At 39.7% G+C, this 20,378-nt stretch carries 19 protein-coding genes and 2 other annotated features; of the genes, 16 read left to right on the forward strand and 3 right to left on the reverse strand.

From position 1 onward, the window contains the following. Positions 1–42: 42 nt before the first annotated feature. From IGI42_RS22460 to trpA, 9 genes are all read left to right on the forward strand, one after another. Entirely contained in the window at positions 43–381 is a 339-nt protein-coding gene (locus tag IGI42_RS22460; protein WP_438718297.1) for an iron-sulfur cluster biosynthesis family protein, read from the forward strand. Positions 382–753: 372 nt separating this feature from the next. Then, positions 754–1,857, forward strand: coding sequence for an NADH-dependent flavin oxidoreductase (locus tag IGI42_RS22465; RefSeq protein WP_438718298.1), 1,104 nt, complete (start codon positions 754–756; stop codon positions 1,855–1,857). A gap of 66 nt (positions 1,858–1,923) precedes the next feature. Further along, positions 1,924–2,151: a binding site (T-box leader), on the forward strand. A gap of 37 nt (positions 2,152–2,188) precedes the next feature. Further along, positions 2,189–2,420, forward strand: a binding site (T-box leader). A 51-nt stretch (positions 2,421–2,471) separates the two neighbouring features. Beyond that, positions 2,472–3,833, forward strand: coding sequence for an anthranilate synthase component I (trpE, locus tag IGI42_RS22470; RefSeq protein WP_438718299.1), 1,362 nt, complete (start codon positions 2,472–2,474; stop codon positions 3,831–3,833). Beyond that, positions 3,830–4,411, forward strand: coding sequence for an anthranilate synthase component II (locus IGI42_RS22475; protein WP_438718300.1), 582 nt, complete (start codon positions 3,830–3,832; stop codon positions 4,409–4,411). Before trpE ends, IGI42_RS22475 begins: the two co-directional genes overlap by 4 nt. After that, positions 4,395–5,408 carry an anthranilate phosphoribosyltransferase gene (gene trpD, locus IGI42_RS22480; protein ID WP_438718301.1) on the forward strand — a complete coding sequence of 338 codons (1,014 nt, stop codon included), beginning with the start codon at positions 4,395–4,397 and terminating at the stop codon, positions 5,406–5,408. The genes IGI42_RS22475 and trpD overlap by 17 nt, the downstream gene beginning before the upstream one ends. Beyond that, positions 5,408–6,163: an indole-3-glycerol phosphate synthase TrpC gene (trpC, locus tag IGI42_RS22485; protein ID WP_438718302.1), complete on the forward strand. Its 756-nt coding sequence runs from the start codon at positions 5,408–5,410 to the stop codon at positions 6,161–6,163. The genes trpD and trpC overlap by 1 nt, the downstream gene beginning before the upstream one ends. Further along, the gene (locus IGI42_RS22490; RefSeq protein ID WP_438718303.1) at positions 6,163–6,780 is read left to right on the forward strand and encodes a phosphoribosylanthranilate isomerase; all 618 of its coding nucleotides are present in this window, start codon (positions 6,163–6,165) and stop codon (positions 6,778–6,780) included. The genes trpC and IGI42_RS22490 overlap by 1 nt, the downstream gene beginning before the upstream one ends. Continuing rightward, entirely contained in the window at positions 6,758–7,951 is a 1,194-nt protein-coding gene (trpB, locus tag IGI42_RS22495; protein WP_438718304.1) for a tryptophan synthase subunit beta, read from the forward strand. The genes IGI42_RS22490 and trpB overlap by 23 nt, the downstream gene beginning before the upstream one ends. Beyond that, positions 7,948–8,733: a tryptophan synthase subunit alpha gene (gene trpA / locus IGI42_RS22500; protein ID WP_438718305.1), complete on the forward strand. Its 786-nt coding sequence runs from the start codon at positions 7,948–7,950 to the stop codon at positions 8,731–8,733. The genes trpB and trpA overlap by 4 nt, the downstream gene beginning before the upstream one ends. Positions 8,734–8,850: 117 nt before the next feature. Here trpA and IGI42_RS22505 read toward each other — a convergent pair whose 3' ends face one another. Further along, positions 8,851–9,456, reverse strand: coding sequence for a TetR/AcrR family transcriptional regulator (locus tag IGI42_RS22505; protein ID WP_438718306.1), 606 nt, complete (start codon positions 9,454–9,456; stop codon positions 8,851–8,853). A 135-nt stretch (positions 9,457–9,591) separates the two neighbouring features. Between IGI42_RS22505 and IGI42_RS22510 the strand changes: the two genes are divergently transcribed. Both IGI42_RS22510 and IGI42_RS22515 read left to right on the forward strand, forming a co-directional pair. Further along, entirely contained in the window at positions 9,592–11,499 is a 1,908-nt protein-coding gene (locus IGI42_RS22510; protein WP_438718307.1) for an NAD(P)/FAD-dependent oxidoreductase, read from the forward strand. A gap of 225 nt (positions 11,500–11,724) precedes the next feature. Further along, entirely contained in the window at positions 11,725–13,128 is a 1,404-nt protein-coding gene (locus IGI42_RS22515; protein WP_438718308.1) for a C69 family dipeptidase, read from the forward strand. Positions 13,129–13,368: 240 nt separating this feature from the next. On the opposite strand, the gene IGI42_RS22520 is transcribed toward IGI42_RS22515, so the two are convergent. Further along, complete coding sequence (locus IGI42_RS22520; protein ID WP_438718309.1) at positions 13,369–14,367, reverse strand: C45 family autoproteolytic acyltransferase/hydolase; 999 nt, start codon at positions 14,365–14,367, stop codon at positions 13,369–13,371. 171 nt (positions 14,368–14,538) lie between these two features. Between IGI42_RS22520 and IGI42_RS22525 the strand changes: the two genes are divergently transcribed. The 3 genes from IGI42_RS22525 (at position 14,539) to IGI42_RS22535 (ending at position 18,691) form a co-directional block, all read left to right on the forward strand. Continuing rightward, positions 14,539–15,150 carry a TetR/AcrR family transcriptional regulator gene (locus tag IGI42_RS22525; RefSeq protein WP_438718310.1) on the forward strand — a complete coding sequence of 204 codons (612 nt, stop codon included), beginning with the start codon at positions 14,539–14,541 and terminating at the stop codon, positions 15,148–15,150. 430 nt (positions 15,151–15,580) lie between these two features. Then, entirely contained in the window at positions 15,581–17,152 is a 1,572-nt protein-coding gene (locus IGI42_RS22530) for a C39 family peptidase (protein WP_438718311.1), read from the forward strand. A 30-nt stretch (positions 17,153–17,182) separates the two neighbouring features. After that, entirely contained in the window at positions 17,183–18,691 is a 1,509-nt protein-coding gene (locus IGI42_RS22535; protein ID WP_438718312.1) for a C39 family peptidase, read from the forward strand. Between the two features lie 59 nt (positions 18,692–18,750). Here the strand turns inward: IGI42_RS22535 and IGI42_RS22540 are convergent, their stop codons facing one another. Next, positions 18,751–19,164, reverse strand: a complete 414-nt coding sequence (locus IGI42_RS22540; RefSeq protein WP_438718313.1) for a GFA family protein — start codon at positions 19,162–19,164, stop codon at positions 18,751–18,753. Between the two features lie 126 nt (positions 19,165–19,290). Here IGI42_RS22540 and IGI42_RS22545 point away from each other — a divergent pair, with 126 nt between their 5' ends. Together IGI42_RS22545 and IGI42_RS22550 are read left to right on the forward strand one after the other, a co-directional pair. Beyond that, positions 19,291–19,938, forward strand: a complete 648-nt coding sequence (locus tag IGI42_RS22545; protein ID WP_438718314.1) for a TetR/AcrR family transcriptional regulator — start codon at positions 19,291–19,293, stop codon at positions 19,936–19,938. Beyond that, positions 19,935–20,378 (forward strand): class I SAM-dependent methyltransferase (locus IGI42_RS22550; RefSeq protein WP_438718315.1); only part of this gene is annotated, 444 nt, incomplete at its 3' end. The genes IGI42_RS22545 and IGI42_RS22550, both read left to right, overlap by 4 nt.

Genomic DNA, 20,378 nt, shown 5'->3' on the forward strand with positions numbered 1-20,378 from the left:
CTTTTTTCTCGCGGTATAATTCAAAAGAAGGAGGAGATAACTATGAAACTTACAATTCGCGACCAAGCGGTTGAAGCCCTAACAAGCAAACTTGATTCCAAGAATGGATTTATTCTAGCGTTGAACGACGGCTCTAACCAATTTTCAACTGTAGGCGGTTCTTGTGCGGTAGGAGATAAATTCCAAATTATTCCTGCCGACGAACCAACCGGCCAATTCCAAGAAAAATTAGAAAATGATCGTTTCAACGTATACATCTCTGATGAAGAAAAAGTTTTTTTAGGTAATGAGGTTGTGATCGACTTCAACGACCGTCTAAACACATTTTCCTTGAAGAATGAAAGTGGCGTGTTAGATCCAAATATTTTATTAAAGAAATAGTAAGCTGAAGCAACCCTGCAATTCCTTGGGGTTGCTTTTTTGCCAGTCCTGCTTTTTGCAGTATATTAGGTAAAAGGTGAATTTAATAAGTATCTACTGATCGTTAGTAGAGCAATTTAGAAGGATGGTAAGCGTACGAAAATAAGATTGATTTTTTGTGGTCTTGGAAAAATCAATTCCTTAAAAAAGAGGTAGCTGCCAGTCCTACTTTTTGCAGTATATTAGGTATGAGATGAATTTAAAGAGTATCTACTGATCGTTAGTAGAGCAATTTAGAAGGATGGTAAGCGTACGAGATTTTGACCTACTTAGAAAAATGAGAACCTTAATTGTAGTGTAATATGTTATTCTAAATAAAAAGGAGCTGATTCAATGTCAACAATCGATGAAAAACTAACTTTTAAACGAGGGTTAACGTTAAAGAACCGAATCATGATGGCGCCAATGACTACCAAAATGAGTTTTTACGATGGAGTGGTCACGCAAGACGAGATTGACTACTATAGCATGCGTGCTGGAGAAATTGGTGCAGTGATTACTGGAGCTGCTAACGTTCAAACGGACGGCAAAGGCTGGGAAGGGGAGTTAGGCGTCTATGACGACAAATTTATTCCTGGGTTAGCCAAATTAGCAGCGGGAATTAAGAAAAATGGTACTAAGGCAATTTTACAGATTTTCCATGGTGGACGTATGACAAATAGTCAAGTTTTGCGTGGGACTCAGCCAGTATCGGCTAGTGCAATTGCAGCAGAACGGCCGGGCGCCGAAATACCTCGAGCTTTGGAAAGTGAAGAAATTGTTGCGTTAATCAGCAATTTTAAAGCCGCAACCAAACGAGCAATTGCGGCGGGTTTTGACGGAGTAGAATTGCATGGTGCTAATACTTATTTGTTGCAGCAATTCTTTTCACCCCATTCGAATCGTCGAGATGATGAATGGGGCGGCAGCTTGGAAAAACGTTTTCGCTTCATTAAAGAAGTGGTTGAAGCAGTGACTTCGGCAGTGGATGAATCAGAGGTTGAGAATTTTATTGTAGGCTACCGTTTTTCACCGGAAGAATACGAGACACCGGGTATTCGTTTTGAGGATACGTTGTATTTAGTGGATCGTTTAGCGGAAATGAACTTGGACTATTTGCATATTTCTTTGAATCAGGCTGATAAGATTTCAGTCAGCGAAGACTATCAAGAAAAATCCATGATGACTTATGTTTACGAAAAGATTGATGGGCGCTTGTCTTTGATCGGCGTAGGGGATGTACGAGTAGGAGAAGATGCAGAAGCCATCTTGACTCAAGCAGATGCGGTAGCAGTAGGTAAATCTTTATTGCTAGACCCAAACTGGCTGCCAAAAGTCTTGAATGGACAAGAAAATTTGATTCGCCAAGAGCTTTCTCGTTTTGACTGTGAGGAGCTGAAGATTAGTAACGGTGTCTGGGGATTTTTAGAAAGTATGATGCCTGATCGATTATATTAAAATAAGCTAAACTTTTTTTAATTAATTACTTGACTATTCTCATAAACAGGCGTATTATTTTAAAAAATAGATGTCATACAAAAGAGTAGTAACATGATTTTTTCTTTTCAGAGAGCTGATGGGGCTGTGAATCAGTAAGGGAAATGATGCGAATGGGCTTTTGGACTGAGGCTTTGAACAAAGTAGGAGCTTCCGGGCACTCCCGTTATAGAGAAAGGCTGTTGCTAGACAGCTGATAAAGAGATGCTTTTTAAGCATATATTGAGGTGGCACCGTGGAATAACCGCCCTCAAGTTGGACATCCGTCTGACTTGGGGGCTTTTTTTATGAAATGAAAGCAAGAACAAGAGAAGTAGTTAGGGAAAGAAAAAGTACAGAAAGCTTCCAGCGATGAGAATGAAGCCTTTTTCACCTGATGAATGGACTTGTTGGCGCATCCTTGAATCATAGTAGGGGATGACGGGCACTCCCGTTACAGAGGAAGATTGTTGATAGACGATCGATTAGAGATGCTTTTTTGAAGCATGTATTGAGGTGGTACCGCGTGTAAACACGCCCTCAAGCTGGATACACTATCTAGCTTGGGGGCTTTTTTCTTTGGAAAGGATGACAAGATGAAAATTGTAAAAAAATTAAGTGCTGACTGTGTAACGCCCGTATCCTTGTATTTTCGATTAAGTGGAGAGGTGAAATGTTTATTAGAGAGTATACCTCGTGATTCTGAGACCAATCGGTACTCCTTGATCGCGTTTAACCCAGTCCATCATATCCAGTTTTTGGAAGGTGAATTTTATTTCGACAATAATCATTATGTCTGTGCCGATCCGTTGAAAGAACTGGAGCTTTATGTTTTAAAGGATGAACCAATGGAAGGGTTGCCCTTTGAAGGCGGAGCGATCGGCTATGTTGGTTATGATATTGCTGCCTTGTATGAGGATTTGGGTACAATTCCTGAAGATGCGTTGGAATTACCGGATATGCAATTTTACTTATTTGAAACTTTTGTCATTTATGATCATCAAAAACAAACACTAAATATTGTTGCCAGTGATCTCTATAGTCAATGCGGCGAAGAAGTATTACAGGAACGGGTAGCTAAAATTGAGGCAGAAATCTTCACTTTACAAAGAGAAGAGAATCAACCATTAGAACCAATTAAGCTGAGCTTTACTAGTAACTTCACTCAAGTAGAATACGAAGCTGTGGTAGAGCAAGCAAAACAATATATTCGTGAAGGTGACCTATTCCAAGTAGTACCTTCTCAACGATTAAGTGCCGATTTTCCAGTGGATCCGTTTCATTACTACCGACATCTGAGAGTAACCAATCCATCGGCTTACTTATACTATTTACCTTTTCCAGATGTCACCGTAATTGGTAGTTCACCAGAAAGTTTAGTTCGAGTGAAGGGCGATACAGTGACCACCAACCCGATCGCAGGAACGAGGCGACGAGGGTTAAATGAAATAGAAGATGACGGTTTAGCAGAGGAACTATTGACAGATGAAAAAGAAATAGCAGAACATCAGATGTTGATTGACCTAGGTCGTAATGATATTGGCAAGGTGTCAGAGATCGGTAGTGTCCATGTACCATTATTCATGACGATCGAGCGTTATCGGTTCGTGATGCACATTGTCTCTTTAGTCGAAGGCAAGCTGCGGAAGGATCAAACAGCCATGGATGCCTTGAAAGCAACGTTACCTGCTGGAACTGTTAGTGGTGCACCGAAGATTCGGGCGATGACTCGGATTTATGAATGGGAGCCGGTTAAGCGTTCCATCTATGCCGGAGCAGTCGGGTATCTATCCTGTGACAACCAAGCGGATTTCGCAATTGCGATTCGAACCATGGTAGTCAAGGACAAAAAAGCCCATGTACAAGCTGGCGGCGGCGTGGTTTACGATTCAGATCCCACCAGCGAATACTTAGAAACGATGCAAAAAGCCAAAGCCTTATTGGAGGTAGGAAAATGATCTTATTAATTGATAATTATGATTCCTTTACGTATAACCTGGTTCATCAATTCGGCACTGAAGATGAGTTGATCGTGGTGCGAAATGACGACCCGGAACTATTCCAGCTGGCAGAAGAGGCGGACGGAATTGTCCTTTCACCAGGACCAGGGAAACCAGCCGATGCTGGTTTGATGGAAGAAGTGATTCGCCGCTATTATTGCGATAAGCCGATTTTAGGTATTTGCTTAGGACATCAAGCTATCGGTGAGGTTTTCGGCGGAAAAGTCATTTCAGCTCCCACCATTATGCACGGCAAACAATCGACAATATTCTTTAAAGCCAAAGGATGTTTTAAAGAAATTCAGACACCGTTGCAAGTGATGCGCTACCACTCATTGATGATTGACCAAGAAAATTTTCCAGAAGCATTAGAAATTGTAGCAGAATGCGACGGCTGTATCATGGCTGTTCAACATAAAAAATATCCGGTCTACGGGTTGCAGTTCCATCCAGAATCAATCGGCACTGAAAAGGGTCAGCAGCTGATTGATCAATTTATTAAGGAAGTAGGGAATAAACATGCAAAAATTATTTGAAAAGGTTTATCAAGGGAAAGATTTAACTACAGATGAAATGATTCGAATTTCTAGCAATATTTTTGAAGGTAAATTAAGCGATGCACGCATTAGTGCGTTACTAATCGCTTTGAAATTAAAAGGGGTAACCTCAGAAGAGTTGACGGGTTTAGCGACAATTATGCAAGGAAAAGCTGAAAAAATGCTGACACCGCCTAAAGGTGTGATGGATAATTGCGGAACAGGTGGCGATCATTCCAACAGCTTCAATATCAGTACAACGGCGGCATTCGTTTTAGCAGGTGGCGGCATTCCTATGGCAAAGCATGGTAATCGCAGTGTATCTAGTCGTTCTGGAAGTGCCGATGTACTGGAATCCTTAGGCATTAGCTTAACGGTTTCGCCTGAAAAAATTGATTATCTACTACGGGAAGTCGGTATTGCCTTCTTATTTTCACCAGCAATGCATCCGGCGATGAAATACGTAATGGGAATTCGCCGTGATTTAGCTACTCCTACCATCTTTAATTTAATCGGACCAATTATTAATCCCTACCGTTTAGATAATCAGTTAATGGGGACCTCTGCTGGCGACACAATCAGCGAAACCGCTGAAACATTAGGAAAAATGGGACGAAAAAAAGCAATTGTGGTTCATGGAGCCTACGGAATGGACGAGGCTAACTTGGCAGGAACGACAAATTGTGCTATTTATCAAAATGGCAAAGTATCGAATTTCTCTTTTACACCAGAAGAATTTGGTTTTAAACAAGCGCCATTGTCCGCTATTGTGGGCGGTGAGGCAGAACATAATCGCAATATCTTACTATCCGTTTTGAAAAATGAAACTTCAATCTACCATGATACAGTTTTACTTAACGCTGGCTTAGGATTTTTAGCTAGTGGTAAGGTAGATTCTTTAGAAGCAGGCATTGCAGAAGCCAAGCAATCGTTAAGCTCTGGTGCAGCATTGGATTGTCTTTATAAATTGGTTCAAGAACAAAGGGCGGTGGCTTAATGGATTTTCTAGCAACAATTTTGGAGAAAAAAGCAGAAGAGGTTACACAGCTGCCTTATATGGAAGTTGAAAATGAGCAGACTCGGCCCTCTTTTTATGAAACGGTCAAACAAGCGCCTGATCGTGTGCACTTAATTGGCGAAATTAAACGGGCCTCACCTTCTAGAGGGGATATTCGCACGGATGTGGACATTTTAGCCCAAGCGAAAACTTACGAAGCTAGTGGAGTAACGGCTATTTCTGTTTTAACCGATGAGGTGTTTTTCAAAGGAACGATTACCGATTTGCAAGAGGTTTGCCAAGTCGTTAAGCTACCTGTTTTGTGTAAAGATTTCATTATTGATGAACGCCAATTAGTCCGAGCGAAAAATGCTGGGGCTAGTATCGTTTTGTTGATCGTCGCAGCTTTAACGGAAGAACGCTTAGCTGAACTTTACCAAGCTGCCAAAGAAATCGGCTTAGAAGTTCTGGTGGAAACCCACAATCAGCAAGAGCTAGATGTCGCTCATCGCATCGGAGCTAAAATAATTGGGGTAAATAATCGGGATTTAACCACCTTTGAGGTGACGATTGCTACAAGTGAAGCTTTAGCACAATCAGCAAATGATCGAGTATATATCAGTGAGTCTGGGTTTAAAACCGTTGAAGATGTTCAACGCATCGCCAAAGACTATCAAGCGGTATTAGTTGGAGAAACGTTAATGCGCGCAGATGATTTAGCGGAAAAAATCAATGAACTGCGGGTGAAAAGGTAGTGACTAAGATCAAAATTTGCGGTTTGTCCACTACTGAAGCAGTAGAAACGGCTGTGAAAAGCGGCGCAGATTATTTAGGTTTTGTCTTTGCTAAAAGCCCCAGACAGGTAACGGCGAATCAGGCGAGAGAAATTACTAAGACTATACCCGAAACGGTAAAAAAAGTAGGCGTATTTGTCTCACCAACGCCTCAAGAAGTAGAAGCCGTAATCAAAGTTGCTGGCTTGGATTTTGTTCAGGTACACGGTGAACCGCTAACTAAAACGGTTAGTGTGCCAATTATTCAAGCGGTCAGTATTCGAAAAACTGCGACCCTACCAAAACCCGGAATAGAGGAATACTTATTACTAGATGCGCCACCTTCTAAATATATGGGGGGAAATGGAGAAGTTTTCAATTGGCAAGCAGTTGATCCCACCGAGTTGCCTCAAGAAAAACTGTTTGTCGCAGGTGGCTTAACCTCAGAAAATGTCAGAGATGCGATTCGCTATTTCAAACCATTGGCCGTCGATGTCTCCAGCGGCGTTGAAACGGATGGAAAAAAAGATATGAAAAAAATAACTGCCTTTTGCCAGGCAGTCAAGGAGGAAACACATGTATCAGCAACCAACAACTAAAGGATTTTACGGAGAATTTGGCGGACAATTTGTTCCTGAAACATTAATGTATGCTGTTCAAGAACTAACTGAAACTTATGAAAGCTCGAAAGAAGATCCTGAGTTTCAAAAAGAGTTAGCTTACTATTTAACACAATATGTAGGACGGGAAAATCCTTTATACTTTGCCGAACGTTTAACCGAGAAACTTGGCGGAGCTAAGATTTACTTGAAACGGGAAGACTTGAACCACACCGGTGCTCACAAAATTAATAATGCCATTGGCCAAGTATTGTTGGCTAAACGGATGGGAAAAAATAGAATTGTTGCTGAAACAGGCGCTGGTCAACATGGCGTAGCAACCGCAACCGCAGCTGCTTTGTTCGGGATGGAATGTATCGTTTTCATGGGTGAAGTGGACGTGAAACGTCAAGAATTGAACGTTTTTAGAATGGAACTTTTAGGAACGAAAGTGGAAAGTGTCGTTTCCGGTAGTAAGACCTTGAAGGATGCCGTGAATGAGGCACTAAGATATTGGGTTGCGAATGTGGAGGACACGCACTATGTGATGGGATCCGTTTTGGGTCCACATCCGTTTCCTGAAATTGTGCGGGACTACCAAAGTGTAATCGGGAGTGAAGCACGTCGTCAGATTTTAGCTGCTGAAGAACGTTTGCCAGATGTAGCATTAGCTTGCGTAGGTGGCGGCAGCAACTCTATGGGTCTATTTTATCCTTTCGTAGAAGACAAGGGTGTTCGTTTGATCGGTGTAGAAGCGGCTGGTAAAGGGCTAAACACGGATGAACATGCAGCTCCTATTACTCAAGGAGACATCGGGGTTCTGCATGGTGCACGGATGCACCTTTTACAAGATGACGATGGTCAAGTGATTGAAGCTTATTCAATCTCAGCTGGTTTAGATTATCCTGGAGTTGGTCCAGAGCATTCTTACTTGTCAAGTATTGAGCGAGCAGAATATGTAACGATTGATGATGAAGAAGCCGTTGAAGCTTTTCACTTGTTGTCACGGGTAGAGGGAATTATCCCAGCCTTGGAGAGCTCTCATGCTATCGCACATGCAATGAAGCTGGCACCACAAATGGAAAAAGATCAAATTATCGTTTTGTGTTTGTCAGGCCGGGGCGATAAAGATGTTCAGCAAATCAAGGATCGGATGGAGGCAGCAAAATGAAAACTTTAACCACGTACTTAATCAAAAAAGCCGAAAAACAAAAACTATTTGTCCCTTATATTATGGCCGGAGCACAAGGTCTAGATGCTTTACCAGATGAAATTACGATGCTAGCAAAAAATGGTGCTACCGCAATTGAAATTGGTGTTCCGTTTTCTGATCCAGTAGCAGATGGCCCGATTATTCAAGAAGCTGGCTTGCGGGCATTAGCTAATAAAGTTACATTGAAAAAATTAATCGAATTATTGCAACAATTTGATTCACCAGTTCCATTAATTTTCATGGGTTATACTAATTCCTTCTTTCATTATGGCTTAGAAAAGCTAGCAAAGGATCTAGAAAATACCGACGTCAAAGGTTTCATTATTCCTGATTTACCCTATGAACATCGTGATCTAGTATTGCCGACTTTTGATGCAGCAGATTTAGCTTTGCTGCAGTTGGTTTCTTTGACTAGTCCACAGGAGCGAATCAAAACTTTATTGGAAGCAGCGGAAGGGTTTGTCTATGCGGTAACAATTAACGGTACAACAGGAACCGGGAAAGATTACCGTGACAATTTGGATGAACACTTAGCATCCATCACAAAAGAAAGCAAAATCCCTGTCTTGGCCGGTTTTGGTGTTTCAAAACGGGATCAGGTCGAACGCTTCAATAGCTGCTGCGATGGGGTAATTGTTGGCTCAAAAATTGTTCAAACCTTACAGGAAAAAGGCATAGCCGAAACAGGAAAATTGGTTAGCTCACTGGCGCAACCTTTAGAACAGGCGAATGCTAGTTAATAATAAATGCTTCTCAAACCGGAATAAGGGCTTAAATTTGTGAAGACTTATAGTTTTTTACAATAACTAAAAACACTTGAAATCTTTGACCAAAAAAGTCAAGATATCAAGTGTTTTTTATTGGAAATCTTCGCAATTTAATGAGTGTACTTCCCTTTGAATAGAGTATTTTGGAGCTACGTCAAAGACTGTTTCTAAAGCTCTAATAACATTGTTTTCTCGCTCAAAACCACCATCTTTGATACTCCATAATACCTCCACACCGGTAAACATGAAAGAAGATGCGATAAATAAAGCCTCTGGTTCCTGCTGATTCCTGATTTGTTCATTTTCTTGGGCTTTGGTAATCAAGTCAATACACAGTTGTGAAAAAGTAGGATTGAAATTGAATGACCCTTTATCCTCAGTCAGATTAGCAATATATAACTGCTTCATCAAATCAGCACCAAGACTGACACTTGCCTCAATTAAGCTGGAAAAGCAAAAGACAAACTGTTCCCAATAATTGCCATGAAAGTCTCTTTTTTTAAGTGTTTTATATAAATGGTCCACAACATCATCATAATAATGAATCAGCAAGTCAGCCTTTGAAGAGAAATGATAGTAAAAAGCAGGTTTAGATAAGCTGCATTTTGAGCAAATCGCATCGATACTGACTTGATTGTAAGACTCTTCGTGAAACATTTGATAGGCGGTTTCTAATATTCGATCTTTCGTTCCCATAGCGTCATCTCCTACGATAATAGTACCATAAAGTAAAAAAAATAAAAAACACTATTGAAAACGGTTGCTTTTCATGGTATTCTTTACTCGAGTAAAGATTGTGAATTTGGTAACTATAAGAATGGGGGAAGTTGTATGAATCTATTTAAAAAGGGTCAAATCGGTAAGATGAAACTAAAAAATCGGGTCATTATGGCACCGATGGGAACCAAACCGGAATCTGACGGAAGCTATACACCAAATGCAATTAACTATTTCGAAGAACGGGCTAAAGGTGGCGTAGGCTTAATCATTACAGGTGCGAATATTGCAACGACCAAGTATGAAGAACGTCCCGAAAATGAATTGTCGAATTTTCACAATGTAGAGAAATTAGCAGTTTTAGTCGAACGATGCCATCATCACGGTGCCAAGGTCTGTGTGCAAATTACGCCTGGTTTAGGGAGAATGGTGTATGCTGATCCCTTCAATCCACCGTATTCAGCTAGTGACGAAGCGTATTCCTTTTGGTTTCCAGAACTGCGATGCCGACAGTTGACTGTAGACGACATTCATTATCTTGTTGATAAAATTGGTTATTCTGCTAGCTTGGCTAAAGCTGCAGGTGCTGATAGCGTAGAATTACACGGATATGGTGGATACTTAATGGACCAGTTCCATTCCTCCATGTGGAATAAACGAACCGACGAATACGGTGGCAGTTTAGAAAACCGCTTGCGTTTTTCTACCGAAGCGATTGCGTCAATTAAGAAATATTGCGGTGAAGACTTCCCTGTACTGATGAAGTTCACCGCTTATCATGGTATTGAAGGCGGTCGTGAGCTAGATGAAGGAATCGAAATGGCAAAAATCTTCGAGGCAGCTGGTGTAAGCGCATTACATGTAGATGTTGGCTGTTATGAAGTTTGGTATAAGGCGATCACCACTGTTTATGAAGAGCCAATGCACCAAATTTTTGCCACCAAAGCAATTAAAGCTGCTGTAAATATTCCAGTCATTGGTCAAGGGAAACTTAACGATCCTAAAGATGCTGAAGCAGTATTAGAAAATGGTTATGCTGACTTTATTGGGTTGGCCCATCAGATGTTAGCCGATCCTTATTGGTTGCAAAAAGTAAAACAAGGACACATTGACCAAATTAATCCTTGTATTGGCTGTAATGAATGTCTGTTAGGTGGATTCAGCGGTAAGCATTATTACTGTGCAGTTAATCCACTATGTTATGCTGAGAAAGATTACCAGTTGACACCAGCAACAGAGAAGAAAAGAGTATTGGTCGTTGGCGGCGGACCTGGCGGTATGGAAGCGGCGATTGCCGCAGCTGAACGGGGCTTTGATGTTCAACTCTGGGAAAAAGACATGCGTCTAGGCGGGAACTTGCACGCAGCAGGCTACCCAACATTTAAAAAAGATGTGTTGAAATTAGTTGCCTACATGGAACGTCGGATTTTACGTCTTAACGTCGATGTTCATTATGGAAAAGCAGCTACAGCCGAAGAAATTTTGGCAGGTGATTTTGATAAAGTTATCATTGCGACGGGCTCTAAGAGTAAAATGCCACCAATTCCAGGTATTGAATACGCAGCAACAGCGAATGACTACTTGACAGGTAAAAAGACACCGAAAGACAAGGTGGTTATTATCGGTGGCGGACTGGTGGGTTGTGAGACAGCTCTGTATATGACTGAGTTAGCAGAAGAAGTCACCGTGGTAGAGATGTTAGACGATATCCTGAAAACAGTCGTTCATTCTAAGAACAATGATTTGTCACTACGACATCGCATTGCAGCTACGGACATTCAGCTTTTGACTAGCGTAGCTGTTAAGGAAATAACGCAAGAGGCAGTCATCATTAAAAAAGATGAACAAGAAGTAAGTGTTCCAGCGGATACAGTCATCATTGCAGCTGGATATGATCCAATCAACGAATTGGAAGAAGCTTTGGAGGATCATCTCGATGTAACTGTAGTAGGTGATGCAGTCGCATCCCGTAAAATCATGGATGCGGTCCACGAAGCGTATCATGCGATTCGGGTAATGTAATGAAAACCTCTTTCAGTAGAATTTTTCTTCTACGTGAAAGAGGTTTTTTCATAGGAAAAGTAAGATTTTTTAGAATTATCTCCCAAATTTCAGCAGTGCTGGGCCTTTCTTACTATTAATCTTGTAGAGGCTTTAAAAGAAAGCGTAACTTTATTCGGTTATCAGTTTGATGTTTAAGTGCTCAGTGCTATAGTAAAGGTAGATCAACAAGGGAGAGTGTTTCACATGCAAAGAAGAACAGGTTCTTGTACGACTATTTTAGTTGGGAAGGATGCATCGATTGATGGCTCCACGATTATCGCCCGAAATGACGATGGTCATGAAGCACTTGATCCACAACGTTTTGTGGTTGTTACTCCTGATCAGCAACCGCAAAAATACAAATCAGTTATTAGTGAAGTAGAAGTTGATTTACCAGAAAATCCGCTACGTTATACTTCAATGCCGAATGCTATTTTGACGGATGGAATTTGGCCAGCAGCTGGAATTAATAGCGAAAATGTTGCGATGTCAGCTACTGAGACGATTACTACGAATCCCCGGATTTTGGCAATTGATCCTTATAATGAAGGTGGACTAGGTGAAGAAGATTTCGTAACCTTAGTTTTGCCTTACATTCAAAGTGCTCGTAAAGGAGTTGAACGGCTTGGCTCTTTATTGGAACAATATGGAACTTATGAACCCAACGGAATTGCTTTTTCTGATAAAAAAGAAGTCTGGTGGTTAGAAACAATCGGTGGGCATCATTGGGCAGCGATCCGTATTCCTGATAATGCTTATGTGGTAGCACCGAACCGTATGAATATTGATGACTATGATTTTAATTCTAAAGATACGTTATACTCCGCTGATTTACCGGATATGATCGAAGAGTATTCTTTGAATCCAGATTTTATGGGAGTCAATCTGCGCCATATTTTTGGTAGTGCAACGGTTAAGGACACAGTTTATAACAACCCCAGAGCTTGGTATGGTCAAAAGTATTTCACGCCTGATAACGATCGAGAACCAATGGACCAAGAGTTGCCATTTATTTGCCGCGCAAATCGGAAAATCACTATTGAAGATGTAAAATGGGTATTGAGCTCTCATTTCGAAAATACTGTTTACGATCCGTATGGTAATGGCACAGAGGAACAAAAATCATTGTTTCGTCCGATCGGAATTAATCGCAACCATAATGTCCATATTTTAGAATTGCGTAACCATGTTCCAGATGAAATCGCTGGTATTCACTGGCTAGCTTACGGTGCCAATACGTTTAATGCAGTAGTGCCTTTTTATGCGAATGTGAATGATACACCAATTAGCTATCGAGATGCTGATGGTACGTTTGACCTGACAAAAATGTATTGGCTAAGCTGTACTACGGCTTTAATCGGGGATAGTGATTACGACGCCTATGCAGATTTTCGAAATACCTTTGAATTACAAGCCATGAGTGCATTTCGTAGGATTCAACTAAAGGCGGATACTGAAGTAATGAATCAAGAGAATACACAAGCTTATCTGGAAAAAGTTAATGAAGAATTGGCTCAAGTATCCTTAGAAAGAGCAACCAAGCTCTTGGGCGATATGGTCAAATTTGGCTCAAACCGCATGAAATTGCGCTATAGTTTGAATGATTGATTAACGTTGAGGTTGTGAAAGAAGTGTTCAGCCCCGAGAAATAAGCCGAATCATCAGAAAATAGCTTCATTTTTATGCGATGATTCGGTTTTCAGTGGCTGTGATGTTTTATGTCACAGCTACTTTTTTTGATTTTTAGAGAAATAGTTAAAGAAGTCGCTTGAAATACATAAAATTTTCCAGTCCTCAAAAATTGCCTCGCTAAGTTTTCAGTCTTCATCTTAGCGAGGCATTAATGGTCTAGAAGAAGTTGGGCTCTCTTTTGAACGCACTACGAGCTGGATTACCGTCAGCACGAAAAATCGTGGAAGTTGTTAAGTCATAGACACAAGACCAGACGGTATCTCTTCCTAGCCGACGATCATAGTTACAAACGCTAGCTAATAATTTTTGTGCGGAAAGCACATCTACTTCAGCAGTCTGTTCGCTTAAGCAACTTTGCAGCGTTTCGTAACGTTCTTCAGCCTGCCAAGTATCCTCTGGCAATCGGTTTAATTCAAACATTTCTAATGTGTTGAACATATTAGTGGCAATTAAATAATTGTTCTTTTCATTCAGCCAATGAACACTTGTTTTATCAGGACTTAACTCAACCAAGGCTCCTTGTTGGCTAGTATCGCCAATCATTAAAGTACCAGAACCAGCCAATGGTATCTCATGAATCAAGTGAACAGCCTCGTTGACGGTTTTACATTGTTCTAAAATCAACCTTAGCAACATCCCAACATTAATCCCAGGTTGAACTTTGTAAGGAGCAACGGAAGTTAATGCTAGAGCTAAGCCATGTTCATTTATGCCATCCTCCATTTCTACAAATGAAGTAGTATTTCCTAGAAAATTAAACCCACTTGCTGATTCTAGTTGGTAATAAGTATTCAAACAAAAGTCTTCACTTGCCGTCAAAAAATCACTGTTTCGTCCAAGAATGCAGCCTTTTTCGTTCCTAACAATAAAACTAGAACAGTGTGCGCCAGGCATTAGACAATACATACCGAATAAAACTGAGTGTAGTGCTTCTTCAGGGATGCTCTGTCCGTCAGCGATTCCCTTGATTTCTGCTAGAATCTCAGGGGAAAATTTGCGATAAACAGGCAGGCAATCTATCGCAAATTGATTTCGTTCTGCTGAATTTTCAAAAGGAATCAAATGTAATAATTGAACATTGTTTGTTTTAAGGTAATTTCCCCAATCGTAACCTATTGAATAATGATCACCACGAAATTTTAAATGTTGCACCATGTTGTGCCTCCTAATTTTTATTAGGATGTCGACGTCCTTAGGCTTAGTCTAAATGAATAAAAATTTATAAGCAATTGAATAATTTGAGAATCGTTTTCAAATTTTATTGACAAGCTAATAGTTATTAGCCATAATAACGCTAATGATCATTAGCTAAAATTGGGGGTAACTATGCGAACAGCGGATAAAATTCTAGAAGAATCGTTAACCTTGTTTTCTACTTATGGTTTTCAAGGCGTATCTGTAGAGATGATCGCTAAAGCAGTAGGCATTAAAGCGAGTTCTTTGTACAAACACTATAAAAATAAACAAAGTATTCTTGATGCTATTTTTGTGATGATGAAGGATCGCTATCTAGTTCAGGAACAACACTTACAAATTCCTAAAGATCCCAAACTAGCTGAAGAATTTTTTCAGCATATTAATTTGTCTCATCTGGAAATGATTAGTGAAGAGTTATTCTTGTATTATTTGGAGGATGAAATAGAAGTAAAGTTCCGCCATTTATTGATTATTGAACAATTTCAAAATCAACATATCGCTCAAATACTTTATCAACGCTATTATGCCGAACCGATCGATTTTCAAACACGATTGTTTCAAACGATGATGGAAAGCGGAACGATTAAAAAAGGACATCCCCAAACTGCAGCGCTCCAATTTTTTGCGCCAATTATGATGTTGCTGACAAGTTACGAACGAGGAAGTATGCAAAAAGATGAAGCCTTGTCTGAAATTAAGAACCATGTGCAGCAATTTCGACAACTATATGCTGTGGAATAAGGTCATTCAAATCCTTACTTAATGACAATGATACTGTAGCACTGTTCAAATCGAAATAGTTCTGCGGAGACTTGGTTTTTACCAAGTTTTCGCTGAACTATTTTTAAGATATAAAGTACAAGATATTCACAAGCAACCAGCCTAATAATGCAATTTCAACAATATCTGATTTAAAAGATATCTTTGACGATGTTAAGCGAAAAACTGAACGGATTTCTGGTGTCTAATGTGAGATTGGAAGCAAAAATTAGAAACAATATTTTCTGGAGAGAACACTTATGTTACAAAACTCATAATTAGTCCTGTAACTTACGTAATTGGCTTTTTAATGTATCTTTTAAAGCTAGGAGTATCTTTTGAAGGTGGTTTTAAATTACGTATGTTATAATAAAAATTAGAAAATATTTATAAAATGAAAGGTGGATTAAATATGGAAAAGAAACGCTTTAAGATGTATAAGAAGGGTAAAAGTTGGGTAGTTGCGCCGATTGTTTTTCTAGGTCTACTAGGAATTATCGGAGTATCCACGGAGACAGCACTTGCTGATGAAATACCGTCAATAGCATTAACAGAAACAGTGGTGTTAAATGAATCCGTTAACACAGAAGTTCCAGCAACTGAACCTGTGAACGATATAAGCGATGCTAATTCAGCAACTAGCGATATACCTGAGAAAACAGAAATACCTGAAAATGCTGAAACGAATAATAATGAAGGAACTAATGAAGGAACTATCGATCTACCGCTTGAGAACTCAGATAATTCGGACGCTAACCACAGTGAGCAGCCAACTGAGGAAGGGAACACTATTCCCGATGATTTAGCTAATACTGAGGAAGAATCGGGTAAATCCGAACAGACAAACGAGTTAAACCCCTCTGAGGAAGAGAGTCAAGATAAAGAAACTTCTACCGATAGCGCCAAACAGGATGAGAAGATAGTTGAAGAGGCTGTTGCGAGTACAGCTTCATCACTTGAAAAGGACACGGCTGCAAAAGCAGCACCAATAGTAAATACGCCAGTTTACCGAATTTATAATCCAGGAAATGGCGAACACTTTTACACAACGAACTTGCAAGAAAAAGATTGGCTTGTTAGTATCGGTTGGGGAATATATGAAGGAGTTGCCTTTCAGTCACCAAGTGAAGGTAAAGTAGTTTATCGGCTTTACAATTATGGGCTAAGAGATCATCATTATACTATGAGCTGGGACGAAGTTTCTTGGCTAACCAAAAATTATGGCTGGACTTATGAAGGTGTTTCTTGGAATTCAAGTGATGCTAACGGTAAAAAAGTATATCGTCTGTTCACGCCAAATCAAACGACAGGTACCCATTTATTCACAATGAATTGGGATGAAGTTTCATGGTTAACTGCAAATCACGGATGGATCTACGAAGGAGTTGGGTTTTACTCAGCGGGTGACTCTTCAGGTGCAGTAACCTCAAGAGTGTTAAATGTTCCTTATGTTAGTCAATATACTCCAGTAAATAGCCCGTGGGGGTGTGCTGGTGCAGCAATGGCGATGCTTTTAAGGTATAAAGGTGTGAATGTTGATCTGAAATATGTGCAAGATAATTTACCAATGTATCCTAATGATGCGGGTGGGCAACAAGGGAACGTCTACACTGGTGCTGGATTTGGCTGGGTGATTACGCCACAATCGCTGACTAATTATGCAAAAAGGTGGTATTCAAATGTCAGCAATATCACAGGATCAAACACACAAGCATTAATTAACCGAATTTTAGGAGGAAACCCAATATTGTATTATGGCTTTTCTTCTTATCAAAAACAAAACGATAATGTTAGAAATCATTGTAAAGTAATTGTTGGATATAGAGATAATCAATTTTTAATCCACGATCCACTGTATTATCGTTCAACTGATGGTGCAGGAAGTGGTGGTGGAAATATGGCTTATGACCGCGGAGCTGTTGCTTGGGTGTCAGTAAATGATTTTAATAAAGAATGGGATGGAAGAGCTTTGGGTATTAGCTAAAGTTACATCCTTAGGAGGACTTTTTAAAAAATGAAAAAAAAGCAGCTTTGTAAATATGGATTAATCGCACCAGCTGTACTAGTAGGATTAGGGTTAGTTGGATCGGATCATGCTTTTGCAACAGAAACTAATAGCTCCGAACAAGCATACAGTACAGAAGTTGTCTTAACTAACGAAGACTCAGAAATAGATTCAGCTGAAAATCAAGTTACAAATACGGAGCTTGTTACTGAAATGGAAGAAGTTCATCTGCCTGTGGAAGCTCCAGAATTACAAGAACCCAACCAGCCTACAACAGAAGAAACTTCACCTGCAGAAAATATAGTAAATGAGTCCACTGAAGAAGGTATACTTGCAACAGATGATGAAACGGGTAGCCCAACAGAAAATGAGGAAACTACTTCTGTAGAAAATGATTCGGAAAATCGTGATGAAGACGCTGCTATAGTTGCTAATGAAGAGTCCACAGAAATAACTTCTGATAAGGTAGCCGATGTATCAGATGCAATTCAGCGGACAAGTAATACAACGGAAATCCAAACAACAGCTGCTGGTAATTCATCACCTGTTTATCGAATCTATAATCCAGGTAACGGCGAACATTTTTATACAACGAATTTGTCTGAAAAGGACTGGTTAGTCAAAATCGGATGGGGAATATATGAAGGAATTGCTTTTAAATCTCCTTCAGTTGGTAAGAGTGTTTACCGTTTATACAATCAAGGATTGAGAGATCATCATTACACGATGAGCTGGGATGAAGTTACCTGGTTAACCAAAAATTATGGTTGGACGTTTGAGGGTGAGTCTTGGAAGTCAACTGATTCAAACAACGGGAAAAAGGTATATCGCTTGTTTCACCCATATATGACAACGGGTTCCCATCACTATACGATGAATTGGGATGAAGTAACTTGGCTGACAAATAGTCACGGATGGAAGTACGAGGGAGTAGGATTTTACTCGTCAGGGGATTCTGAAGGGGCTCTTTCATATGTTTTACTAAATTCACCCTATATCAATCAAAATAGCTCTGGTTATCCGATGGGATGTGAGGCTGCAGCTTTATTACAGGCATTGAAAACTAAAGGATATGCACAAAATTATGACCTAAAAAGCTTTATAAAGGAAATGCCAGTAGCAAATGATAATAATCCTAATAACGGCTTTGCTGGTCGGCCAGACACAGTCCAATCTGGCGTTTACCAATCAATATTTGCTAAGCCTTTAGCAAACTGGGGAAGTAAATACGGAAAAGTATCGGACATCACAGGTTCTTCATGTGATTACTTGAAAGAGGAACTGAGAAAAGGAAATCCGATCGTTGTTTACGTAACGCTTAATTTTGCCAACCCTCAATATGGTCGCTACTTCTGGGGAACAGGAATCGATAACGCTCACATAATGACACTAGATGGTTTTAATAGTGACAATAATACGTACCATGTTTCTGATCCAAATGGTGGGAAATATTGGGTATCAGCGAGCAAATTTGAGGCGAGCTACAATTTAAGAAAATCTGCCGTAGTGGTTAGATAAGATTACAAATAAACGGAGGCATTTATAAATGCTTCCGTTTATTTGTTCATAAAATGATACTATTCCACTTCTTGCCAATGACTGTCAAACTTTTTCGTTTCATTAGCAAAGTCATAATAGTTCGGTTTTCGATCATAAAAGACCTGCAACCCAAATTGAGCATCCGCAATGATTTCTGGAAACAGCTCAGCATTGAAGCAGTAATGATCACGAACTAAATGATGCCAAAAAAGATAAGTGCCGCAAGTAGCACAAAAGGCTCGTTCTACATCTGGACTAGATTGATAATAAGTAACCAACTCAGCATCAAGTTGCAGTTCCACGTTGTCACTCTTTTCTGGATCAACTGCCATAACGGGTCCTGCAGTCATTTTGCGACACATATCGCAGTGACAGCTGTAAACAAAATTCCCGTAACGCTTAATCATTACATGATTTTTCCCGCATAAACAACTTCCTTTTATGTTTTCCATGATGTTCCTCCAATTTTTCTACCAGTATAACATATCTATATTGTGAAATTGAATAAGATATATTTCATTAAAATTGAAATATGTCGAATAAAAGTGTAGTATTGGATAAAAGAAGGAGAGAGAACTATGAAGGACACGAAAACGATGATCATTTTAGCTGCTTTAGAACTTTTTGGCAAAAAAGGGTTTTCTAAAGTAAGTATCAAAGAAATTGCTAAGTTAGCCGAAGTTTCTCAAGTAACGATTTATAATAATTTTGCAAATAAAGAGGTATTAGTGGAAGAAGTAGTTGCTGTATTGATGGAAGATATTTCAAAAGCGACAGATGAAATTTATTCCGCAGATCTGCCTTATGATGAGAAGTTAAAAAAGGCATTTATGGTATGTAGTAAAGAAGAAATGAAATCATTAGAGAAATATTTCACTCCTGAGTCGTTAGAGGACCCCAAGCTAGAAAAATTGATTACTCAAGCAATGAATAGTCACAAAGAGAAGATTTATAAACGGTTTATTGAATTAGGGATTGCCTCAAAAAAGATCAGCAACACGCTTGATCAGCGCTCGATTCTCTATTTGTTGCGTGCGATAAATTCCAGCGGACTAACAGACGAATTGGATTTATCCCATGAACGATTGAACCTGGATCTTATTCATTTATTTCTGTACGGAATTTTGGGTAACGAGAAACGTACTCTTCAAGAGTTAACTGGAGAAGATGTTCTAAAACTATTAACCGTTCAAGTGAAGAACGAACTAGAAAAAGGTGAACGATGAAACTACTAATTGTTGTGATCACGTTAATCGGTACACTGTATTTTTTAGTCAAATACTTAATCAACCAGTCGAAAAAGCCCAAGGGAATCATTGGTAAGTTGATGATGAAAACCTGGAACACGGCGTACTTTCCCATGGTTAAGTGGGCTCTGAACAATATCCCAATTCAATCGAATTTGACGATTTTAGATATCGGAATAAGTAATGGACTTTCTTCGGAGTATTTATTTGATCACTTTCCAAGGGCTAAACTAAAAGGAATTGATATTTCTGAAGAGGCGATTAAACAAACTAAAAAAAGGTTCAAAGATAAATCAGCCAACTTTTCTGTTCAAACTATCGAGAGTACGGAATTTCTTGCCGAAAAGTTTGATCTTATCTGTGCATTTCAGACCCATTTTCACTGGGGAAAATTGGCAGAAGCTTTTAGAGAAATTGAA

Source organism: Enterococcus sp. AZ109, assembly GCF_051714625.1.
Taxonomy (GTDB): Bacteria; Bacillota; Bacilli; order Lactobacillales; family Enterococcaceae; genus Enterococcus_A.

What these genes read in the sequence shown, in the direction of transcription:
- trpC (WP_438718302.1), top strand. Translation starts at nt 5,408, where the DNA reads ATGGATTTTCTAGCAACAATTTTGGAGAAAAAAGCAGAAGAGGTTACA.
- trpA (WP_438718305.1), top strand. Translation starts at nt 7,948, where the DNA reads ATGAAAACTTTAACCACGTACTTAATCAAAAAAGCCGAAAAACAAAAA.
- IGI42_RS22460 (WP_438718297.1), top strand. Translation starts at nt 43, where the DNA reads ATGAAACTTACAATTCGCGACCAAGCGGTTGAAGCCCTAACAAGCAAA.
- IGI42_RS22525 (WP_438718310.1), top strand. Translation starts at nt 14,539, where the DNA reads ATGCGAACAGCGGATAAAATTCTAGAAGAATCGTTAACCTTGTTTTCT.
- IGI42_RS22520 (WP_438718309.1), bottom strand. Translation starts at nt 14,367, where the DNA reads ATGGTGCAACATTTAAAATTTCGTGGTGATCATTATTCAATAGGTTAC.
- trpE (WP_438718299.1), top strand. Translation starts at nt 2,472, where the DNA reads ATGAAAATTGTAAAAAAATTAAGTGCTGACTGTGTAACGCCCGTATCC.
- IGI42_RS22530 (WP_438718311.1), top strand. Translation starts at nt 15,581, where the DNA reads ATGGAAAAGAAACGCTTTAAGATGTATAAGAAGGGTAAAAGTTGGGTA.
- IGI42_RS22465 (WP_438718298.1), top strand. Translation starts at nt 754, where the DNA reads ATGTCAACAATCGATGAAAAACTAACTTTTAAACGAGGGTTAACGTTA.
- IGI42_RS22475 (WP_438718300.1), top strand. Translation starts at nt 3,830, where the DNA reads ATGATCTTATTAATTGATAATTATGATTCCTTTACGTATAACCTGGTT.
- IGI42_RS22545 (WP_438718314.1), top strand. Translation starts at nt 19,291, where the DNA reads ATGAAGGACACGAAAACGATGATCATTTTAGCTGCTTTAGAACTTTTT.
- IGI42_RS22535 (WP_438718312.1), top strand. Translation starts at nt 17,183, where the DNA reads ATGAAAAAAAAGCAGCTTTGTAAATATGGATTAATCGCACCAGCTGTA.
- trpD (WP_438718301.1), top strand. Translation starts at nt 4,395, where the DNA reads ATGCAAAAATTATTTGAAAAGGTTTATCAAGGGAAAGATTTAACTACA.
- IGI42_RS22540 (WP_438718313.1), bottom strand. Translation starts at nt 19,164, where the DNA reads ATGGAAAACATAAAAGGAAGTTGTTTATGCGGGAAAAATCATGTAATG.
- IGI42_RS22505 (WP_438718306.1), bottom strand. Translation starts at nt 9,456, where the DNA reads ATGGGAACGAAAGATCGAATATTAGAAACCGCCTATCAAATGTTTCAC.
- IGI42_RS22515 (WP_438718308.1), top strand. Translation starts at nt 11,725, where the DNA reads ATGCAAAGAAGAACAGGTTCTTGTACGACTATTTTAGTTGGGAAGGAT.
- trpB (WP_438718304.1), top strand. Translation starts at nt 6,758, where the DNA reads ATGTATCAGCAACCAACAACTAAAGGATTTTACGGAGAATTTGGCGGA.
- IGI42_RS22510 (WP_438718307.1), top strand. Translation starts at nt 9,592, where the DNA reads ATGAATCTATTTAAAAAGGGTCAAATCGGTAAGATGAAACTAAAAAAT.